19 protein-coding genes and 1 other RNA gene are annotated in these 21192 nt (G+C 71.7%); 12 read left to right on the top strand and 8 right to left on the bottom strand.

Going from position 1 to position 21192, the window contains the following annotated elements:
• Positions 1-605 precede the first annotated feature (605 nt).
• A complete protein-coding gene (locus HGK34_RS07895) occupies positions 606-833 on the bottom strand; it encodes a helix-turn-helix transcriptional regulator (protein ID WP_244666535.1) in 228 nt (75 codons plus the stop codon).
• A 123-nt stretch (positions 834-956) separates the two neighbouring features.
• Between HGK34_RS07895 and HGK34_RS07890 the strand changes: the two genes are divergently transcribed.
• Together HGK34_RS07890 and HGK34_RS07885 are read left to right on the top strand one after the other, a co-directional pair.
• Entirely contained in the window at positions 957-1544 is a 588-nt protein-coding gene (locus HGK34_RS07890) for a helix-turn-helix transcriptional regulator (RefSeq protein ID WP_201846030.1), read from the top strand.
• 20 nt (positions 1545-1564) lie between these two features.
• A complete protein-coding gene (locus tag HGK34_RS07885) occupies positions 1565-2764 on the top strand; it encodes a tyrosine-type recombinase/integrase (RefSeq protein WP_201846029.1) in 1200 nt (399 codons plus the stop codon).
• An 85-nt stretch (positions 2765-2849) separates the two neighbouring features.
• On the opposite strand, the gene rnpB is transcribed toward HGK34_RS07885, so the two are convergent.
• Positions 2850-3248: RNase P RNA component class A (gene rnpB, locus HGK34_RS07880), an RNA gene on the bottom strand.
• 87 nt (positions 3249-3335) lie between these two features.
• On the opposite strand from rnpB, the gene HGK34_RS07875 reads away from it, so the two are divergent.
• Together HGK34_RS07875 and HGK34_RS07870 are read left to right on the top strand one after the other, a co-directional pair.
• The gene (locus HGK34_RS07875; protein WP_201846028.1) at positions 3336-4637 is read left to right on the top strand and encodes an MFS transporter; all 1302 of its coding nucleotides are present in this window, start codon (positions 3336-3338) and stop codon (positions 4635-4637) included.
• A 166-nt stretch (positions 4638-4803) separates the two neighbouring features.
• Positions 4804-5637 (top strand): hypothetical protein, encoded by an 834-nt coding sequence (locus tag HGK34_RS07870; protein WP_201846027.1) that lies wholly within the window; start codon positions 4804-4806, stop codon positions 5635-5637.
• Positions 5638-5715: 78 nt separating this feature from the next.
• On the opposite strand, the gene HGK34_RS07865 is transcribed toward HGK34_RS07870, so the two are convergent.
• Positions 5716-6267, bottom strand: coding sequence for a TetR/AcrR family transcriptional regulator (locus tag HGK34_RS07865; RefSeq protein WP_201846026.1), 552 nt, complete (start codon positions 6265-6267; stop codon positions 5716-5718).
• 88 nt (positions 6268-6355) lie between these two features.
• Here HGK34_RS07865 and HGK34_RS07860 point away from each other — a divergent pair, with 88 nt between their 5' ends.
• The 5 genes from HGK34_RS07860 (at position 6356) to HGK34_RS07840 (ending at position 10776) form a co-directional block, all read left to right on the top strand.
• A complete protein-coding gene (locus HGK34_RS07860) occupies positions 6356-7309 on the top strand; it encodes an SDR family NAD(P)-dependent oxidoreductase (RefSeq protein ID WP_201846025.1) in 954 nt (317 codons plus the stop codon).
• Positions 7310-7427: 118 nt separating this feature from the next.
• Entirely contained in the window at positions 7428-8258 is an 831-nt protein-coding gene (locus tag HGK34_RS07855) for a YaaA family protein (RefSeq protein WP_201846024.1), read from the top strand.
• A gap of 53 nt (positions 8259-8311) precedes the next feature.
• The gene (locus tag HGK34_RS07850; RefSeq protein WP_201846023.1) at positions 8312-9181 is read left to right on the top strand and encodes a Nif3-like dinuclear metal center hexameric protein; all 870 of its coding nucleotides are present in this window, start codon (positions 8312-8314) and stop codon (positions 9179-9181) included.
• A 129-nt stretch (positions 9182-9310) separates the two neighbouring features.
• Positions 9311-10042: a zinc ribbon domain-containing protein gene (locus HGK34_RS07845; RefSeq protein ID WP_201846022.1), complete on the top strand. Its 732-nt coding sequence runs from the start codon at positions 9311-9313 to the stop codon at positions 10040-10042.
• Positions 10042-10776, top strand: a complete 735-nt coding sequence (locus HGK34_RS07840) for a histidine phosphatase family protein (protein ID WP_201846021.1) — start codon at positions 10042-10044, stop codon at positions 10774-10776. Before HGK34_RS07845 ends, HGK34_RS07840 begins: the two co-directional genes overlap by 1 nt.
• 64 nt (positions 10777-10840) lie before the next feature.
• Here HGK34_RS07840 and HGK34_RS07835 read toward each other — a convergent pair whose 3' ends face one another.
• From HGK34_RS07835 to HGK34_RS07825, 3 genes are read right to left on the bottom strand one after another with little or no spacing between them, the layout of a single operon-like run.
• Positions 10841-11068 (bottom strand): hypothetical protein, encoded by a 228-nt coding sequence (locus HGK34_RS07835; protein ID WP_201846020.1) that lies wholly within the window; start codon positions 11066-11068, stop codon positions 10841-10843.
• Positions 11065-12141, bottom strand: coding sequence for a cytochrome b (locus HGK34_RS07830; RefSeq protein WP_201846019.1), 1077 nt, complete (start codon positions 12139-12141; stop codon positions 11065-11067). Before HGK34_RS07830 ends, HGK34_RS07835 begins: the two co-directional genes overlap by 4 nt.
• Entirely contained in the window at positions 12138-12671 is a 534-nt protein-coding gene (locus tag HGK34_RS07825; protein WP_201846018.1) for a hypothetical protein, read from the bottom strand. The genes HGK34_RS07830 and HGK34_RS07825 overlap by 4 nt, the downstream gene beginning before the upstream one ends.
• A 287-nt stretch (positions 12672-12958) precedes the next feature.
• Between HGK34_RS07825 and HGK34_RS07820 the strand changes: the two genes are divergently transcribed.
• From HGK34_RS07820 to mtnN, 3 genes are all read left to right on the top strand, one after another.
• The gene (locus HGK34_RS07820; RefSeq protein ID WP_201846017.1) at positions 12959-14338 is read left to right on the top strand and encodes a glycoside hydrolase family 10 protein; all 1380 of its coding nucleotides are present in this window, start codon (positions 12959-12961) and stop codon (positions 14336-14338) included.
• A 236-nt stretch (positions 14339-14574) separates the two neighbouring features.
• Positions 14575-15027, top strand: a complete 453-nt coding sequence (locus HGK34_RS07815) for an S-ribosylhomocysteine lyase (RefSeq protein WP_201846102.1) — start codon at positions 14575-14577, stop codon at positions 15025-15027.
• Positions 15024-15857, top strand: coding sequence for a 5'-methylthioadenosine/S-adenosylhomocysteine nucleosidase (mtnN, locus tag HGK34_RS07810; RefSeq protein ID WP_307815853.1), 834 nt, complete (start codon positions 15024-15026; stop codon positions 15855-15857). The genes HGK34_RS07815 and mtnN overlap by 4 nt, the downstream gene beginning before the upstream one ends.
• A 20-nt stretch (positions 15858-15877) precedes the next feature.
• On the opposite strand, the gene HGK34_RS07805 is transcribed toward mtnN, so the two are convergent.
• Both HGK34_RS07805 and aceE read right to left on the bottom strand, forming a co-directional pair.
• Positions 15878-17785 carry a bifunctional 3'-5' exonuclease/DNA polymerase gene (locus HGK34_RS07805; RefSeq protein ID WP_201846100.1) on the bottom strand — a complete coding sequence of 636 codons (1908 nt, stop codon included), beginning with the start codon at positions 17783-17785 and terminating at the stop codon, positions 15878-15880.
• Between the two features lie 140 nt (positions 17786-17925).
• On the bottom strand, positions 17926-20691 hold the full coding sequence (aceE, locus tag HGK34_RS07800) for a pyruvate dehydrogenase (acetyl-transferring), homodimeric type (RefSeq protein WP_201846016.1): 2766 nt from the start codon (positions 20689-20691) through the stop codon (positions 17926-17928).
• Positions 20692-21192: the final 501 nt, after the last annotated feature.

The raw sequence follows: 21192 nt of genomic DNA, 5'->3' as shown, positions 1-21192 counted from the left end.
AACAACGTCGGCTGCTCCGCCCCCGGAGCCGGGACGCGATCCCCTCGGCGTCGCGCCCTTCGCGCATGGGGCGCCGGTCGCGGCGAAGCAGTGCCCCGCGGCTGAATGGCACCTGCGGGCCTGGGGTCTCTACGGATTTCGCCGGTTCGGCGGCCTCCGTGAGCCCTGTGGGCTCCATGGGCTCGGTGGGCTCTGTAGGACCTGCGGGCGGTGTGGGACCTGCGGTACCCGTGGGATCTACAGGTGCTACCGAGGAAGCGCTCCCTGCGCCGGTGGGATCGGTCCGTAGGCGCCAGTAGGTCTTCTGCGCAGGGCCGAAGCCGACCCTGACGGTGTCGGCGACCTTCGGGCGGGCGTTCTTCAGCGTCGAGGCCGGGAACCCCAACACACGCCCGGCCTCAATCACCACGGCCGCGACGGCCTCCCCGCTGCGTGCGGACAGGTAGCCAGCGATCCACTCCTTCGCGTCACACGGAGGCGCAGATGACTCCACCGCTGACGCCGATGGCGCGGCACGGTCAGGCGCGGCGTCGTTGGCGGGAACAGCAACGGGGCCCGGACACCGAAGTGTCCGAGCCCCGTTGTGCGGGTGCGCCCCTGGCGAGTCAGCCATCCGTGACCCCTGCCGCCTCCTGCTGCGCCAGCCACGCCAGCACCACCGAGCGCCGGTAGACCACCCGGCGCGGGCCACGACGGAACGAGCGCGGGCCCGTGCCGCTGTACCGCCACCAGCGCAACGTGTTCTCCGGAACCCCGATCAGCCTCGACGTCTCGCGCGTCGAGAGCATCGGGTCCTGCTGGTCCGGGACTCCGGACTCCTGGTTCGTCGCCATCGTGACCCATCCTTCCGGTAGTGCCAGCACGGCACCGCTCATCTTGTTACCATCGGTGCCAAGATATCACGCACCATTTCGACACCACCGTGTGGCACCCAATGCTTCGTTACCGTGAGGGCCATGAGCACAGAAGACGACAAGAACATCGGCCGCAACCTGAAGAAGTACCGCACCTCCGCCGGCCTCTCCCAGGTCCAGCTCGCCATGCAACTCCTGACGGCCGGCTTCGAAGGCGTCCACCCCCAGACCATCCTGAAGATCGAACGCGGCCAACGCCCCCTGCGGCTGACCGAGGCACGCATCGTCGCCGACGTCTTCGACATCCCCCTCAACTACCTGTACGAGACCAGCAAGGAAGCCGAAGACGAGCTCGACGGGCTGCGCCGCGAACGCCTCATCCGCGAACGCACGCACGCCCTGCGTCAAGCCGTTGACGCCCTCCTGACCGCCCAGGACGACGGCCAGGACTGGCTCGACGCCCACCCCCGCTCCAAGGCCGTGGTCGCCCACGGCATCCGCAAGGCGCTCGAACAGAGCGACATCACCGAGATCGTCGCCAGCCACATCGAGCACCACGACCGCAAGCGCGAGGAAGCCCGTACAGCCGCCCAGGCCCCTCTCCCGGGCTGGGCCAACGACCCCGACCCCGAGGAAACAGATGAACAAGAACAGGAGAACCCCGATGGCACCGATCAGAAGACGCCCTGACATGGAAGTGGAGGCATGACATGGCCACAGCCTGGGTAGAAGACCGCTGGCTCGACGGCGACGGCGAGAGGACCAAGGACTACGGGCGCGGCAAGCGGTGGCGCGTCCGCTACCGCGACCCCGCGAAGAAGCTGCGTTCGGAGTCCTACAAGCGCAAGACCAACGCCGAGCGCCGCGCCGACGAACTGTCCGCAGAGATCCTGACGGGCAAGTTCGTCGACCCGCAGGCCGGCAAGATCACCTTCAAGGAGTACGCCGAGCACTGGCGGTCGCTCCAGGTGCACCGCACCGGCACGGAGAGCCAGGTCGGCGTCGTCCTCGACGTCCGCACCTACCCGCAGCTCGGGGATCGGGCGCTCTCCGCGATCGGACCGGAGGACATCCAGTCCTGGGTCAAGTGGCTGTCGACGAAGGCGATCACGCTCAAGGACGGGAGCACAAAGGGGTACGCCCCGGCCACGGTCGGGGTGACGCACCGCATCGTGTCTGGCATCTTCAAGTCTGCCGTCGCGACCAACCGCATCACCTCGAACCCGTGCGCGCGCACTCGCCTGCCTCGGAAGACGCCCAAGCGCGTCAAGCCGATGCCGACCGAAGCTCTGTGGGCGCTCGTCGATGCCTTCCCTGAGCGGTATCGCGGGCTCATCCTCTTCACCGCCTGCACGGGGCTCCGGCAGGGTGAGGTCTTCGGGCTGACCCGCGACAGGATCGATCTCACCGAGCGGATCTTGCACGTCGACCAGCAGCTCTACACGGCGGGGCAAGAGCCGACGTTCGGCCCCCTCAAGACCGAGGCCAGCTACCGCGACGTCCCGCTGTCGAAGGTCGCGATCGACGCCCTGAAGGAGCACCTGAAGGAGTTCCCGCTCGGGCCCGACGGTCTCGTCTTCACCAACAGCGAGGGCGGCGCCCTCCGCCGCTCGGCGTTCTGGGAACGGTGGCACGCCGCGATGAAGGATGCGAGGATGTCCGGCCTCACGTTCCACGACCTGCGCCACTACTACGCGAGCCTGCTCATCCGCCACGGCGCGTCGGTCAAGGCCGTGCAGGCGAGGCTCGGCCACAAGAACGCCAGCGAGACCCTGGACACCTACTCGCACCTGTGGCCCGACGAGGACGACCAGACCAGGGCTGCCATCGACCTCGTCCTGAGCGCCCGCCCGGCCAAGCAGCCACAGCCGGAAGAGGCCCCCGCGGACGAGACGCCGCAAGCAGCCTGACTCTCCCCCGGTACACAGTCATGTGTACCCAATGTGTACCGAGATCCCCGCGCAGAACCTCCGCCGCAGGTCAGAGTAATAAAAGCGGACGAGCCGGCCCATACGCCGGGTTCTGTTTCCCGCACAAGGTCACCCTCGTGCGGGCGACGGCCATCCATCTAGGCCCAGCGTTGCCGCTGGGCTCGAGCGGTCTACCCGGGAGCTCGGGCGAGCAGCCCTCGAACACTCCCTGTCTGACCTTGCTCCGGGTGGGGTTTACCGAGCCGTCCCTGTCACCAGGGGCGCTGGTGGTCTCTTACACCGCCGTTTCACCCTTACCGCCTCCGGTCGCCCGGCGACGGCGGTCTGTTTTCTGTGGCACTGTCCCGCGGGTCACCCCGGGTGGCTGTTAGCCACCACCCTGCCCTGTGGAGCCCGGACGTTCCTCGGCACGAGGATCCCGGTTTCCCGGAACCACTCGCGACGCGGCCGTCCGACCGGCTCGTCCGCGCAGGCCAGCCTACCCGAGCAGAAGCGACCGCGGGTCGCCGCCCCCTATCCAGCCGATGCCAGGAGTGGTTGGATGCCCCGCATGACGCTTCCGACGAGCTCCACGAGCCTGCGCCAGAACCGGGCGGCCGTGCTCATGGCTTTCTTCGCCCAGGGGTTCGTGTTCGTCAGCGCCACTCTGTTCATCCCGAAGATCACCCGCGAGTTCGGGCTCGATCCCGGCACGTTCTCCCTGTTCCTGCTCGGCATGGTGCTGGCCGCGGCCGTCGGTTCCGCGATCGCCGAGGCCGTGGCCCGCCGAGCGGGGAGCGCCGCGGCCCTGCGTGCGGGGCTCGGGGCCATGGTTCCCGCCCTGGCGCTCATGTTCGCCACCGGCCACCTGGTGGGCCTGGCGGCCGGGATGGTCCTGTACGGGATCACGCTCGGCATGGTCGACGCCGGCTCCAACATGCAGGCCGTCACCCTGGAACGCCGCTACGGCCGGCCCGTCCTTCCGTCGTCGCAGGGTGCCTGGACGCTCGGGGGGCTCCTCGCGACCGGGGTGTCCCTCGCCGGGGTGTCCACCCTGCCGCTGGCGACGGGTGCCGCGTTCGCCGTCGTCCCCCTGGTGGCTGCGCTCGCGCCGTTGCAGGGCCGGTCGGTCCTCGTGCCCGACGCCGGTCCGGCGGTCGCCGTGTCCGACGCCGGACCTGGGTCCGCCCTTCCCGCTTCACCGTCCGCGCCGGTCACGGCGCCGTCGCGTGGCGAGCCCTCCCCGGCACCGGCCGCCTGGCCCGTCCCCGTCCCCTGGGCCGCGATCGCTCCGGCGGGAATCGCGTTCCTCATCTACTACCTGGTCGACTCGGCGACCCAGGCGTGGGGCCCGCTCTACCTGAATCTCGTCCTGGCCACCCCCGAGCAGTTGCTCGCTCTCGCGACGCTCCCCTACCTTGCCGCCACCTGGCTGGTCCGCCTCGCCGGCGACCGTCTGACCGCACGCTTCGGCGCGCCCGCGCTGGTCCGGGTCGGGGCGATGATCGCGTTCGCCGGGCTGGCCGCGGTCGTCCTGGCCCCGTCCTGGCCGGTCGCCGCCGCGGGTTTCTTCGCCACGGGGCTGGGGCTGGGTACGGTCGCGCCGTTGAGCTTCTCCGCCGCCGCACGGATCGCGGGCGGAAACCGCGCCCGGGCCGACGTCGTCGTCGCCCGCTTCAACCAGCTCAACTATGTGGGTGCGCTCCTCGGAGCCGTGGTCACCGGCCTGGTCAGCACCGGTTCGTCCCTGCGCATCGGCTTTGCGCTCCCCCTGGTCCTGGTGCTCGTCCTGGTCCCGCTCGCTCGCGGATTCGGCACCGGGCACCCGAACGCCGGCGATACGGGATCTCGACGAGGCGGCCCGAACCGCTGAACCGTCCCGCCGCGCACCACCGAGCAAGACTCGGCCCGCACCGCCGCGCCCGGGACCGGCGACGACTTTCCTTGCACATCTCGCCACAAGCGTGAGAGAACCACCCGGTCAGACGTTCGCCAAGAGCACCGGACCGGTGCGGAGTCTGGCAGACCAAGGAGACTCGATGCGCATCACCCACAAGTTCGCCGCCCTGATGATCGCGGGGGCGACCACCGCCGCCCTGACCGCCTGCCAGGACGGCATGGCCGGTTCGTCCGACGCCGCGGGCCCCGCGGCAGGGAGCACGGCGCCCGCCCAGGCCGAGGAGGCCGCCGGCTCCGCTGAGGGCTCCGGCACGGTGACGGCCGACAACTTCGTGGAGCGCACCTCGACGGCGCTCTCGATGATCTCGACGACGACGTTCGTGGCCGAGTACTCGGGTTCGCTCGCCGGAGAGGGCGCCGGGGTCGCGACGAGGTTCGAGGGCACCGAGGTGTACGGCGAGGTGCCGGACTCCGTCGCGATCCGGATGACCACCAACCTCGACGAGGACCTGATCAGGCTCGACGACATCTGGGCGCAGGACGAGGAGACGGACGGCAAGTACCTTCACCTCACCGCGCAGGACCCGGGGTACCAGTTCCGGAACGAGCAGTTCAGCGCCATGAACGTGTACGCGCGGACGGTCGCCCTCGACGGTGCGGTCACGGCCGTCGAGGACCGGGGCACGGAGACCGTCGCCGGCACCGAGACGCACCACTACGTGGTCACGGTGGACCTGACGGCCGCGGACCTCGAAGCGCTCGGGTTCGACGCCTCGGCGGCGGCCCAGACGGGATCGATCGACGTCGAGTACTTCCTCGACGCGAACGACCTGCCCCTGCGCACCGTCATTCCGTCACCCGTACCCGGGCAGACGCTCGTCAACACGATGGACATCGCCTACAACACGCCGCCGGCCGAGATCGCCGCCCCGCCGGAGGACCAGACCATCAGCCCCGCCGACCTCCAGGGCTGACCCGCTTCCCAGCACCTGGGGGCACGACCGGCGACCCGGCGCGCGGTACGTGCGCCCCGCCGGGCGCCCCGCCCCGGATCATCCGCCAGCGTGCACGGGACGCAAGCCGTCCAGCAGGATCTGGAGGAACGTGCCGCGGTCGGCCGCCGAGCCGAGCCGCACCGCGTGCTCGACCCCGCAGACCAGGTGCTCGATCTGGCCGGCGGTGAGGTCGGGGCGCACGACACCGGCGTCGCGCGCGCGGGCCAGGATCTGCTCGAAGCCGTCACGGATCTCGCGCGTGGCCGCGCGCACGTCGTCGTCCTCGGCGTCGCCGGCGAGCAGCACCTGCTGCAGGCCGCCCTCCTCGAGCTGGAGGTCGAGCGCGGCGGCCAGGAGGTCTGCCAGGGCAGCTTGCGGGTCACGCTCGGCGACGGCCTGGCCGACCAGGCCACGCAGCCGGTCCAGGGTGTCGAACACGAGTGCCTCGACGAGGGCGTGCGTGGTGGGGAAGTGCCGGTAGACGGTGCCGACCCCCACCCCCGCCTCACGCGCCAGATCGTTGAACCGGAGGTCGGCGAGGTCGCGACGGCGTGCCACGTCGAGGATGCGGGCGCGGCTGCGCGCCGCGTCGGACCGAAGAGCGGGCATACCGCGAGCATACAGCAGAAGCGGATGGATGATCCACTTCCGTGCTACGCTCAAACGGATAGGTTATCCGACTCGCTCGAGGAGAATCATGACCTGGGACCCCACCCGGCTGCCCGACCAGACCGGACGCACGCTCGTCGTCACCGGAGCCACCGCCGGCATCGGCTACTTCGCCGCCGAGCAGCTCGCCGGCGCCGGCGCGCACGTCGTGCTCGCCTCCCGCTCCCCCGGGAAACTCGCGACCGCCGTCGCGTCGATCGAGCACCAGGTGCCTGGCGCCCGGCTCGGCACCGTCGTCGTCGACCTGGCCTCGCTCACCTCCGTCAGGCGCGCCGCCCAGGAGATCGCCGCGCTGCCCCGCCTCGACGGGCTGCTGCTCAACGGCGGATCGATGGCCATGCGCCGCGGGGACACCACCGCCGACGGCCTGCCGCAGCTGCTCGGCACCCACGTGGTGGCCAACGCCGCGCTTCTGGCAGGCGTGCTCCCGGCGCTCGCGGCCACGGGCGACCGGCACGGGGCGACGTCCCAGGTGGTGCACACCTCCACAGGGTTCGTCCGGCAGTTCCGCGTCGCCGTCGACGACGTCCGCCGGACGCCCCGGTCGCCGATCACCGCCTACACGAAGGCCAAGACCGTCACCGAGGTACTCGCGTTCGAGCTGGCCCGCAGGCTCGACGCGGCTGGTGCGCCGGTTGCCTCGCTGGTCACCCGACCCGGGGTCGGTGTGGACGCCAGGACGCCGCACCGCGCCGGGATCCGGGACGCGACCACCCCGTACCAGCGCAACCCCTACACGCCCTGGGCCCAGGGCAAGGACACCGCCGCCTGGTCGGCGGTGCGCGCCCTGACCGACCCCGAGGCGCGCAACGGCCAGTACTACGCGCCGGCCGGGGCTCTGCGCGGCGCGCCGGTCCTGGTGGAGCCGACCGCCCGGACCGCGACGCCCGACGGCGACCTGGCGCAGCGCGTCTGGACCCAGGTCGAGGAACTCGCGGGCACGCCGCTGACCGTGCCGGTCGCCGAGTCCAGCGGTCGATGAGGGCCGTCCCCCCACGATCGGCCTGACCACGCCCCGTCACGGGTGACCGGCGCCGTCCCCGGTCACCGTGGCGGAGGTCTCGGCGGCGCCGCGGCGCGAGTGCTCGTAAACTCGTGCGGTGCTTCTGCTCCTCCCCCCGTCCGAGGGCAAGACGCCCGCGCCGGAAGACACCGGCCCCGTCGACCTCGCCGCTCTCGCCCACCCCGGGCTGACCGCGCAGCGCCGCACCGTGCTCGACGCGCTCGCGGCCGTCTCGGCGCGCGACGACGCCACGGAGCTCCTGGGCGTCAGCACGAACCTGGCCGACGAGGTCGCCCGCAACACGCAGCTCAAGGCCGCGCCTGCCGGTCCCGCCGCCGGCGTGTACACCGGCGTCCTGTACGGCGCCGCCGGGATCGCCGACCTGACCGGTGACGCCGCCGAGCGCGCCGCCCGCACGGTCCGCATCTTCTCCGGTCTCTGGGGCGCCGTCGCCCCCGGCGACCACATCCCCGCCTACCGCCTCTCCATGGGGGTCTCCCTGCCCGACGTCGGCCCGCTGGCCCGGGCCTGGAAGCCGGCCCTGGCCGCGGAGCTGGGACCGCGCGCCGCGGGCGACGTCGTCGTCGACTGCCGGTCCGCCACCTACGTCGCCGCCTGGAAACCCTCCACGACCGGGCCCGACGCCGCGGAGTGGGTGACGGTCCGCGTGGTGCGGGAGGTCGACGGCAAGCGGTCGGTCGTCTCTCACAACGCGAAGCACACCCGGGGCGTGCTGGCCGGGCACCTGCTGCGCCGGGCGGGCGAGCCGACATCGGCCGCCGACGTCCTGGCGGCGGCCCGTGAACTGGAGGGCCGGGTGATTCTCACGGAGGTGACCACCGGAAACACCCAGACCCTCGTCGAGTCGACCCTCACCGCACTGTCGCGGCCCGCCTCCCCGCGGACCCTGGAGCTCGTCCTGCGCTGATCCGGCTTCGTCCCGGCCGCCTGGACCGCGCAGCGCGAAGTAGGCTCGCCGTCGTGAGTTCCGCACCCAGCCTGTCCGACGTCGTCCGCGTGCTCGACGCGCTGTACCCGCCCGCGACGGCCGAGGGGTGGGACGCCGTCGGGCTGGTCGCCGGGGATCCCACGGCCGAGGTCCGGCGCGTGCTGCTGGCCGTGGACCCCGTGGCCGACGTCGTCGACGAGGTGCTCGAATGGGGCGCCGACCTCCTGATCACGCACCACCCGCTGTTCCTGCGCGGCACCCACTCGGTGGCCGCCACCACCTTCAAGGGCTCGGTCGTGCACCGGCTGGTCACCTCCGGGTGCGCCCTGCACGTCGCCCACACCAACGCCGACTCCGCGCCACGGGGCGTCGCCGACGCGCTGGCCGACCTGGTCGGGATCACCGACCGGCGCCCGCTCGTCGCGAAGGCGGAGGACGCCGAGATCGGGATCGGCCGCGTCGGCACCCTCACCGAACCCGTCACGCTGGGGGACTTCGCCCGGCGCGTGGCCGGCGTCCTGCCCGCGACGGCCCAGGGCGTCCGGTTCGCCGGGGACCCCACGGCGACGCTGCGCACGGCCGCCGTCGTCGGCGGGTCCGGGGACTCCCTGTTCGACGACGTCCGCGCCGCCGAGGCCGACGTCTACGTCACCTCCGACCTGCGCCACCACCCTGCCTCCGAACTACGCGAGCGCGCGCGGTTCGAGGCGGCCGCGGCCGGTCTCCCCGACGCGGGCGGCACCCCGTTCCTCGTCGACACCGCGCACTTCGCCAGCGAGTGGCCCTGGCTGACCTACGCGGCCGAGGACCTGGCCGCCGGACTCGCCACGCGCGGACTGCCCGCCGTGGAAACCCGGGTGAGCGACATCGTGACCGACCCGTGGTCCGGCGTCGCGCGGTAGCGTTGCCCCGAGGTCGCGCCTTCTGGTGCCGCCGGGCGAGCCTCTCGGGGCCATGCCGCCGGACGGTGCCGCCGCGACGCCGCATCCGCGATCTCCTGCCCAGCTCCGCCCTGCGAGAGGACCCCAGCGGTGACCACTGCTCCCCCAGACGACCAGCGCAAACTCCTGGAGGTCCAGGCTCTGGACACCCGCCTCCAGCAACTCGCGCACTCCCGGCGCAACCATCCCACGCTCGCCCGGATCACCGAGCTGGAGGGGCAGCTCAAGGACCTGAACGGCTCGCTCGTCGAGTCCCGCACCGCGGTCGCCGACCTGAAGCGGGAGCTGACGAAGGCCGAGGCCGACGTCGAGCAGGTGCGCTCCCGTGCCGCGCGGGACCGGCAGCGCCTCGACTCCGGCTCCGTCGGCGCCAAGGACGCCGTCGCGCTCACCGACGAGATCGCGTCGCTCTCCAAGCGCCAGGGTGTCCTCGAAGAGATCGAGCTCGACGTCATGGAGCGCCTGGAGGCGCACGAGGAAGCGCTGACCAAGGTCACCGCGGCCTATGACGCCCTCGCGGCGGACCGCGACGCCGCCGGAGCCGACCGCGACGCCGGCTGGGCCGAGATCGACGCGGAGGCGGCGGCGGTCACCACCGAGCGGAACGGACTGGCGGAGAAGCTCGACGCCCCGCTGGTCACGATGTACGAGCGCATCCGCGCCCACCAGGGCGGGCTCGGAGCAGCCGCGCTCCGCGAGGGCCGGTGCGAGGGCTGCCGCCTCGAACTCCCCCCGGGAGACCTCGCAGCCGCGCGGGCCGCCGCCCCCGAGCAAGTCGTGACCTGCGAGGAGTGCGGCCGGATCCTCGTGCGGGGCGCATGATGGCGGGGGCGGACCCGACGGAACGCGCACCCGGCTACGACACCCACGTGCGCCGCCCACCCGGCTCCGTGAGCAGGTTCGACGGCGCGCTGCCGCTCACCGCCGTGCTCGTGCGGCACGGGGTGACGCCGATGACCGAGACCGGCGCCTACTCCGGCTCGGACGTACCCGGCCCGGCGCTCTCCACACGCGGGCGGGCCCAGGCGGCGCAGGCGGCCGACGCCGTGTTCCGGATCGGACGCGACAAGCGGGGTCTCTGGCCCGACGTACCACGGCCCACGGCGGTCATCGCCTCCCCGATGGTGCGCACCCAGGAAACGGCGAGTGCCGTGGGACGCCGGCTCGGGCTGCCCGTCACCGTGGAGGACCAGTTCGCCGAGTGCCGGTTCGGTGACTGGGAGGGCCTCACGGCCGCGCAGATCGAGGCAGCCTGGCCCGGTGAGCTGGACCTGTGGCACAGCACCGGCACGTTCGTGCCGCCACGTGGGGAGTCGTACGCGCAGGTGGGCTCGCGGGTGTGGGACGGGATGCAGGCGCTCGTCGACGGCGGTGTGGGGCGCACGGTGGTCGTGGTGGGGCACGCCGCCCAGATCCGTACGGCCGTGGGTCAGGCGATGGGGGCGCCGGCGTCGCACTGGTCGCGCATCCGCGTTCCTCCGGCATCGCTGTCGGTGCTGCGGCTGTGGGCCGACGGCGCCGGCGAGATCACCACGGTCGGGTTCCCGACCGACTGACCACCCGGACAGGACCCGGACGGAACCTGGACAGGACGGCCGACCACCGGGACAGGGCGCCCGGCTACCGGGACAGGGCGAGCAGGACGCGTGCGGCGAGGGCGATCGTGACGGCCGTCAGCACGCCGAGGACGGCGACGGCAGTTCCGGTGAGCGGGCCCGCGTCCGCTCGGAGCATGGCGTCCAGGGCGCCCACCAGCAGCACGGCGAGCACGAGCAGGAGCCAGAAGGCTCGCCGTGCCCTGCGGCGGGCGGCAACCGGGTCGGCGGCGGTCGCACGGTCGGGGCTCATATGTGCGTCTCCGCGGCCGAGAAGATCGCGATGATCGAGAGCGTCACGATCGCGACGAGAACCAGGGCGGCGACACTCATCACCACGGGACGGTCGCGCCACGAGCGGCGCGGGTTGCGGTCGACGAAGGGCAGGAGCACCAGAAGCGCGAACAGCGCCCCGCTCCCCCACAGGATCGCGGACAGCCCGAACCAGTTCTCCAGCGCATACATCCACAGGAACGGCCACGCGGGCTTGGTGACCTCGATGCCCTCCACCGGGGTGGACCCGATCACCGGCGGGACCAGCACCGCCAGGATTCCCAGCACACCGATCACCACCAGCCCGAACGCCCCGATCCTGCGCAGGTGGCTGGTGAACGGCTCCGGATGCTCGTGGGCGGCGGCCGGGATGTCCGGGTGCGGCGAGATGCCGTGTCGCTTGACCAGCAGTGCGTGCAGGAGGAACAGCACGACGATCAGGCCGGGGACGAGCACCACGTGCGCGCTGTACAGCCGGACCAGGATCGGGATGTTGCCCGCGAGGTCCGGGGTGAACCAGAACCCCAGACCGCCCAGCAGCTCCCCGATCTCGATGTTGTGCGCCAGCGCCTCGAAGCCTTCCTGGTCCCACTTCAGCACCGTCCCGGTGAACAGCGCCGCGATCACGAGCGCGAACATCGACACGCCGACCAGGTAGTTGGCCTCGCGGGGGCGCTTGTACGAGCCGTGGAAGATCACCCGCAGCAGGTGCAGCGCGACCAGGACGTACATCGCCTGCGCGGCCCAGTAGTGCAGACCGCGCGCGAAGGTGCCGAGCCAGACGTCGGACAGGTCGCGGATCGACTGGTTGGCCGATTCGGGCAGCGGGTCGTAGAACTGCGCGAGGTAGATGCCCGTCACCAGCAGCACCAGGAAGCTCACGAGGGTGAGCCCGCCCAGGCTCCAGGCGAGGTTGTTGGCGTGCTCCGGCACGGGGTAGCGCAGCGCGTCGATGCCGAGCCGCTCGTCGACGGCGTCCAGCACACGGCGTGGCCGGCTTCTGTCCGGCGTCTCCGACGGCTGCGTCGCATCGCGGTCAAGATTCGCGGTCATGACGACTCCCCCTCCGCCGTTCCTGCTCGGTGCCGGAGCCGGCGCACGCTGTCCGCCGGACGGAACCGCCAGCCCAGCAGCACGCCGAGAACGATCGCGCCGGCCGACAGCACCAGCAGGACGATGTCGCCGCCGTCGATCCCGGCACCCGGCCGGTCGACGTCGAGCACCATCGTGGTGCCGGTCTCGCCTGCGGCGGCGAGCGCGGTGCCGCCGGCGGCGTCCTCGGAGACGGCGATCGAGGACTGCAGCAGTTCGCGGGCCTGTGTCAGGTCACCGTCCTCGAACGCGGCCTCGGCCTCCTGCACCAGCGCCAGGTCGACGCCCTCGTGATCCGGTGCGTCGACGACCTGCTCGATGTGTTCCATGATCTCGTGCGAGTCGTCCGGGGTGTTGACGATCAGCGCGATCGCCTGCAGGACTTCCACACGCGCCTCGGTTTCCTCGTCGGATCCATGCGCGGCCGCCGGGGCCGCCGTGAGCAACGCGAGCACCGCCGCCGCGACGAGCGCCCCAACGGACCTGGTCATGGATCAGTCACCCCGCCCCGTCGCGATCTGGCTTTCCAGTCCTGACGCTGGCATGACGGGCGAGGCATCGGCAGTGCCATGAGTCCGTGGCCTGGAGGGACCTACGTCCCTCCCGGCCGCCCGCGCGCCCTGCGGAACGGCAGCGCTCCGAGGCGGCCGGAACCCTCTGACCTGGTCTAATCGATTAGGCCCTTGCTTCGATAACGTTTTCAACCCATCCTCGCTCTGTGCGGCCGGGCCCAGGCACCCGGCCGCCCCAGAAGAGAAACCTCGACGAGGAGGACGGGATGAGCAACCGCACCACGCCACGACGGCGTCGGGCAGCACTGACAGCGGGGGTCGTCGCCCTGGCGGCGGCACTCGGCGGAGTGGCGATGTCCACGACAGCGAGCGCGGCCGGAAGCACGCTGGGAGACGCAGCGGCGGAATCCGGCCGGTATTTCGGGACCGCGATCGCCGGGTACAAGCTCTCGGACTCGGTCTACGAGACGATCGCGAACCGTGAGTTCAGCATGATCACGGCCGAGAACGAGATGAAGATCGACGCGACCGAGCCGCAGCAAGGTCAGTTCAGCTTCTCGGCCGGTGACCAGATCGCGGACTGGGCGGCCCAGAACGGCAAGCAGGTGCGTGGCCACACGCTCGCCTGGCACTCCCAGCAGCCGAGCTGGATGCAGAACATGGAGGGCTCGGCACTGCGGCAGGCGATGCTCGACCACGTCACCCAGGTCGCGACGCACTACCGCGGCCAGATCTACGCCTGGGACGTGGTGAACGAGGCGTTCGCCGACGGCGGCACGGGCGCCCGCCGCGACTCGAACCTGCAGCGCACCGGTGACGACTGGATCGAGGCGGCGTTCCGCGCCGCCCGCGCCGCCGACCCGGGTGCGAAGCTCTGCTACAACGACTACAACATCGACAACTGGAGCTGGGCCAAGACCCAGGCGGCCTACGACATGGTCGCGGACTTCAAGGCGCGCGGCGTGCCGATCGACTGCGTCGGCCTGCAGTCCCACTTCAACTCCGGCAGCCCCTACCCCGCCAACTACCGCACGACGCTGGAGAGCTTCGCGGCGCTCGGCGTGGACGTCCAGATCACCGAGCTCGACATCGAGGGCTCCGGCCAGCAGCAGGCCGACACCTACCGGCAGGTGGTCGAGGACTGCCTTGCCGTCTCGCGCTGCAACGGCATCACGGTGTGGGGCGTGCGCGACTCCGACTCCTGGCGCTCGTCGGGCACACCGCTGCTCTTCGACGGGAACGGCAACAAGAAGGAGGCGTACTACGCCACCCTCGACGCCCTCAACGGCGGCAGCACGCCCGATCCCACCGACGAGCCCACGGGTGACCCGACCGGCGACCCCACGACGCCTCCCGCGTCGGGCGACTGCACCGCCGAACTGACCGTGGTCAACTCCTGGAACGGCGGCTTCCAGGGTGAGGTGACCGTCACGGCCGGTGACCCGCTCAGCGGCTGGACGACGTCGTTCACGCTGCCCGGCGCGACGATCTCCCAGCTCTGGAACGGCTCGTACACGTCGTCCGGCGGGACCGAGACGGTGTCGAACCTGTCGTGGAACGGGAACCTGGGATCGGGCCAGTCCACGACGTACGGCTTCGTGGCGAACGGCACTGCCCCGGGTTCGACGACGGTCACCTGCGCCTAACCCCTTCACAGGCCGCTGCGGACACCGGCACGGGACACTCCCGCGCCGGACGGGCCGCCGCCGAGAACGCCGACCGAGGTGAGGTCGCCCCCTTCACCCGACGCAACCGGCGCTCTCGGCGGCACGGTCCGCACGGCCGGCGCTCTCGGCCGCGCTGTCGACACGGCGGGCGCTCTCGGCGGGAACGTCCAGCAGGCTCCGGCACGTAGGCTGGTGTCGTGACCGAGCAGCCCCGCATGAACGTCGAGTCGTTCAACCTGGACCACCGTGCCGTCGCCGCGCCGTACGTACGCCTGGCCGACCGCAAGGAGCTTCCCGCCGGAGACGTCATCGTCAAGTACGACGTCCGCTTCGCGCAGCCCAACGTCGCCCACCTCGACATGCCGGTGGTGCACTCGCTGGAGCACCTGTTCGCGGAGAAGTCGCGCAACCACTCGGACCGGGTCCTGGACTTCTCCCCCATGGGCTGCCAGACCGGCTTCTACCTGATGCTCGCCGGGGACCCCGCCGAGGAAGAGGTCCTCGACCTGGTCGAGGCCACACTCGCCGACGTCGCGACCGCCACCGAGGTGCCCGCCGCCAACGAGGTGCAGTGCGGCTGGGGCGCGAACCACACGCTGAGCGGCGCGCAGGACGCCGCCCGCGCGTTCCTCGCGGAGCGTCCGCAGTGGACGCAGGTCTTCGCGTGACCGCAGGCACCGGCGGCGTCGTGGTCGACGCCGTCGTCATCGTCGCCATGCCCGACGAGGCCGCGCCCTTCCTCGACCTCGCCGGTGCCGCGCCTGTCGCCGCGTCGGACGCCGGCAGCCGGTCCAGCGCCGCCGCCATGTCCGACGCCGCAAGGCCCGACGCCGCCATGTCCGACGCCGAGGCAGAGCCGGACACGTCCGGCACCGGGTCCGTCCCCGGGACGCGGATCGTCGGTGGCGCCGAGCACATGGTGCTCACCCTGGGCGGGCGCCGTATCGCGCTGGTGCGCAGCGGCATCGGGTTCGTGAACGCCTCCGGTGCCGTCGTCGGAGCGCTCCTGACCTACGGCATCGTCCCGGTGATCAGTGCCGGGAGCGCCGGAGGCCTCGCGACGTCCACTGTGGTCGGTGACGTGATCGCCGGGCGGACGTACGTGAACACCGGTGCGGACGCCACGGCGTTCGGGTACCGGCTCGGGCAGCTTCCCGGGATGCCGGCCGTCTACGCGGCGGACCCCGGACTGCTCGAAGCCACCGAGGCCGCCGTCGGGCACGGGCAGAACGTGGTCGCGGGCACCATCGGCTCGTCCGAGAAGTTCGTCACCGCCGAGCCCGCACGGGCGCTGCGGGAGGCGTTCGACCAGATCCTGGCAGTGGACATGGAGTCCGCCGCGATCGCGCAGGCCTGCCACAACCACGGCGCACCGTTCGTCGCGGTGCGAGCGATCTCCGACCTGTGCGCCCCGGACGGCTCGGAGTTCCTCACCCATGTCGACGACGCGGCGCTGCGTTCGGCCCGGGTGGTCGAAGCCATGGTCGCGCACCTCTGAGGAAGGCGGCCCGGGCCGCTTCAGTCCTTGGCGTCGGCGTAGCTGTCCACGACGGCGACGCTGAGGGGAAACGTGACCGGGAAGCCCCCGAACAGGAGCCTTCCCGCCTCGTCCGCCGCGGCCCGGACCTCGTGCGCGACGACCTCGGCGAGGCCGGCCGGAGTGTGCACCACCACCTCGTCGTGCAGGAAGTAGACGAGGTGCGGACGCCGGGCGAACGGCTCGGGGGTACCCGCCCCGCCGGCGGCGACGGCGGACCCTGCACCGCTCGCGGCGCCGTGAACCTCACCGCCGGCCACGTCGCGGGGCCCGAGACCGGTGCCGAGGACCGGCGCATCCGGTGCCTCGCCCAGCGCCCACAGGCGGCGGCGGAGCGAGGCGATCCAGCACAGCGCCCACTCCGCGGCGGTGCCCTGCACCACGAAGTTCCGCGTGAACCGCCCCCACGCACGGGTCTGGGAGCGTGCGCGACGCCCGGCCTCGGCGTCGTCGCCCGGACCGGCGGCGAACGCGCGGGCCTGGGCATCGGCCCAGGCGCTTCCGGGCGGCGGTGAGCTCCGGCCGAGCCAGGTGGTCACGACCTCGCCTCGCTCCCCCGCCCGCGCGGCACGTTCCACCAGGTCGATCGCCCGCGGGAACGCCTTGGCCAGGCGGGGCATCACCTGGGCCGACGCCCCCGTCGTGCCGCCGTACATCGCCCCGAGCATCCCGATCTTGGCCTCCTGGCGCGTGCCGACGACCCCGGCCGCCACCATGCCCGCGTACATGTCCACGCCGGTGGTCTCGTCACCGGCCGCGCCCTGACCGGCGGCCGCCATCTGCTCGTCCCCGGCCAGTCCGGCCAGCACCCGCGGCTCGAGCTGGGCGGCATCGGCGACGACGAACGTCCATCCCGGGTCCGCCACGACCGCCCGGCGCACGCTGTGCGGCAGCTGGAGCGCGCCGCCGCCCGTGCTCGCCCAGCGACCGGTCACGACGCCGCCCACCACGTACTCCATCCGGAACCTGCCGTTCGGCGCCCAGGTGTCGAGCCAGGTCCAGCCGTTCGCCGTGAACAGCCGGTAGAGCGACTTGTACTCCAGGAGCGGGGCGATCACCGGGTGGTCGAGCTTCTCCAGCTCCCACTTGCGCAGGCTACGGGCGCCCACCCCCGCGTACTCCATGGCCCGCAGCAGGTCGGGGTGCGAGTCGGGGTTGAGGGTGGGCGGTGCGTCCAGCGCCTCACGGACGCGTTCGGCCAGCGCCTCGAGCTTCTCCGGCCGGGCACCCGGACGGGGGCGCGGGCCGAGCACCTCGGTGAGGATCGCGTCGTGCACGTCTCCCCGCCACGGCAGGCCCGCATGGTGCATCTCGGCGGCGGCCAGCGCACCAGCGGACTCGGCTGCGACCAGCAGGCGCAGGCGGCCAGGATCGCCGCTCGACGCGATGGCGTCGAGCTGTGCCGCGAGCTCGGCCACCGGGTCGAGGCCGCCCGCGACGTCCGGCACCTGCCCCGGGTCCCCCAGCGCACCTGCCCTCCCGCGGGACTCACCGTGCCCGCGCGCGGCATCACCCGACGCGCTCCCCCCTGGCGTGCCCTGTGCCAGGGTGTCCAGGTCGAAGAGGGCGGCCGGCTCAGCCGCGGCGGCCGCACCGCCGGCCTGTGGCGGCGACGTCGGAGGAAGGTCGTCCCACGGACCGCGGGGAGCACCGGCCAGCGCCGTGTCCGCCGTCAGCGCGGAGGACCGCAGGATCGTGTGTGCGAGCCGCAGGTCGTGGGCACGCTCGACCCGCACGCCGTCGGACAGCAGCCTCGGGTACCAGCGGTTGGTGTCGTCCCAGGTCCAGCGCGGTGGCGCGGCAGGGGCGCCGTCGTCGGCCACGGCCTCGCCCGGCTCGGGCAGCCGAGCGACGGCCGCCCGCGGGCCGCCCGCACCGGACAGAATCATTCGCACGAACCCGATTCTGCCCGGACACACTGACATCCCCGAGGCGGGGGGTACCGTCCGGCCGGGCGGACACGCAGAAGGCGGGGGCGGCACCGAGTGCCACCCCCGCCCGTCAGCTCGGACTCAGCCCCGCCTCGGGCTCAGCTCTCGCCGCCGGAGCTGCCCGACGTACCCGCGTTCACGTCGAGCAGGCGGTACTTCTCGACCGCCTTGGCGACGACGTCGGCCGGGACCTCGCCGCGGCGCGCCAGCACCTGCAGCGTCTTGACCACCATCGACGGCCCGTCGATGAGGAAGAAGCGGCGGGCGGCCGCCCGGGTGTCGGAGAAGCCGAAGCCGTCCGCACCGAGCACGGCGTAGTCGCCGGGCACCCAGGCACGGATCTGGTCCGGCACCATGTGGTCGTAGTCGCTCGTCGCGACGAACGGCCCCGAGGCGTCCTGCAGCTTCTGCGTCACGTACGGCACGCGCGGCTCCGCGGCCGGGTCGACGAACGCCGCCTGCTCCGCGTCCAGCGCGTCGCGCCGCAGCTCCGTCCAGCTCGTCACCGACCAGACGTCGGCGTGCACGCCCCAGTCCTCGCGGAGCAGCTCCGCCGCCTCCAGGGCCCACGGCACACCCACACCGGAGGCGAGGAGCTGGGCCCGCGGGCCGTCCCCGTCACCGGCCGCGTGGATGCGGTGGATACCACGCCGGATGCCCTCGACGTCGACGTCCTCCGGCTCGGCGGGCTGGACCATCGGCTCGTTGTACACCGTCAGGTAGTACATGACGTTCTGGTCGCGTCCGTCCGCGCCGACACCGTTCTCGCCCGGGCCGTACATCCGCTCGATGCCGTCGCGCACGATGTGCCGGATCTCGTAACCGAAAGCCGGGTCGTACTGCACGATCGCGCGGTTGGTCGCCGCGATGATCGGGCTGTGGCCGTCGGCGTGCTGCAGGCCCTCACCGGTCAGGGTGGTGCGGCCGGCGGTGGCCCCGACGATGAAGCCGCGCGTCAGCTGGTCGCCCGCCGCCCAGAACTGGTCGCCGGTGCGCTGGAAGCCGAACATCGAGTAGAAGATGTAGATCGGGATCAGCGGCTCGCCGTGCGTCGCGTAGGAGGTGCCCGCCGCCTGGAACGCGGCGGCCGAACCCGCCTCGTTGATGCCGGTGTGCATGATCTGCCCGGCCTCGGACTCCTTGTAGCTCAGCATGAGCTCGCGGTCCACGGCGAGGTAGTTCTGGCCCAGGGTGTTGAAGATCTTCGCGCTGGGGAAGATCGAGTCGAGACCGAACGTGCGCGCCTCGTCAGGAATGATCGGCACGATCCGCTCGCCGAAGCCCTTGACCTTGAACAGGTCCTTCAGCATCCGCACGAACGCCATCGTGGACGCGACCTGCTGGGTGCCCGAGCCCTTGGCCAGCAGCTCGTAGGACTTGGCCTGCGGGAGCGTCAGCTGCGTCTTCGGCGTCGACCGGCGTTCCGGCACGAACCCGCCGAGCTGCCGCCGGCGGTCCAGCATGTACTCGATCTCGGGCGAGTCCATGCCCGGGTGGTAGTACGGCGCGGCGTACGGGTCCGCGAGCTCGTCGTCCGTGATCGGGATGTTCAGCGAGTCGCGCAGCGTCTTGAGCTCGTCGCTCTTGAGCTTCTTCATCTGGTGCGTCGCGTTGCGCCCGGCGAAGCCGGAGCCCAGACCGTAGCCCTTGACGGTGTGCGCCAGGATGATCGTCGGCTGGCCGGTGTGTGCGCGCGCCGCGGAGTAGGCCGCGTAGATCTTGCGGTAGTCGTGGCCGCCGCGCTTGAGGTTCCAGATGTCGTCGTCGGTCATGTTCTCCACGAGCGCCTTCGTCCGCGGGTCGCGCCCGAAGAAGTGCTCACGGATGAACGCGCCCGACTCGGCGCGGTACGTCTGGTAGTCGCCGTCCGGCGTGGCGTTCATGAGGTTGATCAGCGCGCGGTCCTTGTCGGCCTCGAGCAGGGCGTCCCACTCGCGGCCCCACACGACCTTGATGACGTTCCAGCCGGCGCCCCGGAACTGGGCCTCCAGCTCCTGGATGATCTTGCCGTTGCCGCGCACGGGCCCGTCAAGACGCTGCAGGTTGCAGTTCACCACGAACGTGAGGTTGTCGAGCTGCTGCTGGGCCGCGAGCTGGATCATGCCGCGGCTCTCCGGCTCGTCCATCTCGCCGTCGCCGAGGAAGGCCCACACGTCCTGCTGGCTGGTGTCCTTGATCCCGCGGTTGTGCAGGTACCTGTTGGTCCACGCCTGATAGACCGCCGACGCCGGGCCCAGGCCCATCGACACGGTGGGGTACTCCCAGAAGTCCGGCATGAGCCGCGGGTGCGGGTAGGACGGCAGACCGCCGCCCTCGTGCGACTTCTCCTGACGGAACCCGTCCAGCTGGTCCGCGCTGAGGCGCCCCTCGAGGAAGCCGCGGGCGTACACACCCGGCGAGGCGTGCCCCTGGAAGTAGACCTGGTCACCGCCGCCCGGGTGGTCCTTGCCGCGGAAGAAGTGGTTCAGGCCGACCTCGTACAAGGTCGCGACGGACGCGTAGGAGGAGATGTGGCCGCCCACCCCGAGGCCTTCACGCTGCGCGCGGGTCACCATGACCGCTGCGTTCCAGCGGATGAAGGAGCGGTAGCGCCGCTCCATCGCCTCGTCGCCCGGGAAGTAGGGTTCCTCGTGGATCCCGATCGTGTTGACGTACGGCGTGGCCGTCGTCGCCGGGATGTGCACATTGCGTTCGCGGGCCCGCCGCAGCAGGTTGAGCATGACGTACCGGGCACGCGGACCGCCCTTGTCGTCGAGCAGTCCGTCGAACGACTCGACCCATTCGGAGGTTTCCTCCGGGTCGATGTCCGGCACAGCGCTGAGCAGACCGTTGATCAGCGGTCCGGTCTCGTCAAACGAAGCCACGAGCAACCTCTCCCTTGTCGCTGACGCTCCTCGGGCTCTCCGCGTCGTGCGAGCGCCTCGTTACGCGGCCCTCACCCTCCACTGCGCCCTTCGTCACGTCAGATCTCTTCTCGCTGACGCTCCTCGGGCTCCGTTTCAGGCGAGCACCTCGTACCTCGGCCCTCACCCTCCACGACGTCCTTCGTCGCGCCAGAGTCGTCAGCACGGCTGGTCGGCCGTGCGTGTCTCGTCCTGCGCCACTCGGGGGCGGCCGGCGTCGCGGTCCGCGGCGCCCGCCCCGCACAGGTGGTCACAGCCATTCTGACTCCTTTCGGCGCGCGCTCACACCATAGAAGGGTCAAGAAGCCCGACCGGATGCGTGATCTGCGTTACTTCGCGTCGACTTCTCGCGGATGAGACCCGAAGGTGAGACCGAGTATCGCTTTACTGATACCGGGTACGGTCTTGGTGATCCTCGGACGACGCCGTCCCTGGTGCCGCAGGCCACACGCGGTATCCGGC

The sequence above is a fragment of the Myceligenerans indicum genome, assembly GCF_016742955.1.
GTDB lineage: Bacteria > Actinomycetota > Actinomycetes > Actinomycetales > Cellulomonadaceae > Myceligenerans > Myceligenerans indicum.
The sequence above is the reverse complement of the archived record's forward strand: the minus strand, read 5'-3'. Positions and strand labels throughout refer to the sequence as shown.

Excerpts from the sequence above, each read along its gene's own strand:
- HGK34_RS07890 (WP_201846030.1), top strand. The coding sequence starts at position 957 with ATGAGCACAGAAGACGACAAGAACATCGGCCGCAACCTGAAGAAGTAC.
- HGK34_RS07835 (WP_201846020.1), bottom strand. The coding sequence starts at position 11,068 with ATGAGCCCCGACCGTGCGACCGCCGCCGACCCGGTTGCCGCCCGCCGC.
- HGK34_RS07820 (WP_201846017.1), top strand. The coding sequence starts at position 12,959 with ATGAGCAACCGCACCACGCCACGACGGCGTCGGGCAGCACTGACAGCG.
- HGK34_RS07805 (WP_201846100.1), bottom strand. The coding sequence starts at position 17,785 with ATGATTCTGTCCGGTGCGGGCGGCCCGCGGGCGGCCGTCGCTCGGCTG.
- HGK34_RS07865 (WP_201846026.1), bottom strand. The coding sequence starts at position 6,267 with ATGCCCGCTCTTCGGTCCGACGCGGCGCGCAGCCGCGCCCGCATCCTC.
- HGK34_RS07875 (WP_201846028.1), top strand. The coding sequence starts at position 3,336 with ATGACGCTTCCGACGAGCTCCACGAGCCTGCGCCAGAACCGGGCGGCC.
- HGK34_RS07885 (WP_201846029.1), top strand. The coding sequence starts at position 1,565 with ATGGCCACAGCCTGGGTAGAAGACCGCTGGCTCGACGGCGACGGCGAG.
- HGK34_RS07840 (WP_201846021.1), top strand. The coding sequence starts at position 10,042 with ATGGCGGGGGCGGACCCGACGGAACGCGCACCCGGCTACGACACCCAC.
- HGK34_RS07830 (WP_201846019.1), bottom strand. The coding sequence starts at position 12,141 with ATGACCGCGAATCTTGACCGCGATGCGACGCAGCCGTCGGAGACGCCG.
- HGK34_RS07870 (WP_201846027.1), top strand. The coding sequence starts at position 4,804 with ATGCGCATCACCCACAAGTTCGCCGCCCTGATGATCGCGGGGGCGACC.
- HGK34_RS07825 (WP_201846018.1), bottom strand. The coding sequence starts at position 12,671 with ATGACCAGGTCCGTTGGGGCGCTCGTCGCGGCGGCGGTGCTCGCGTTG.
- HGK34_RS07860 (WP_201846025.1), top strand. The coding sequence starts at position 6,356 with ATGACCTGGGACCCCACCCGGCTGCCCGACCAGACCGGACGCACGCTC.
- HGK34_RS07815 (WP_201846102.1), top strand. The coding sequence starts at position 14,575 with ATGAACGTCGAGTCGTTCAACCTGGACCACCGTGCCGTCGCCGCGCCG.
- HGK34_RS07895 (WP_244666535.1), bottom strand. The coding sequence starts at position 833 with ATGGCGACGAACCAGGAGTCCGGAGTCCCGGACCAGCAGGACCCGATG.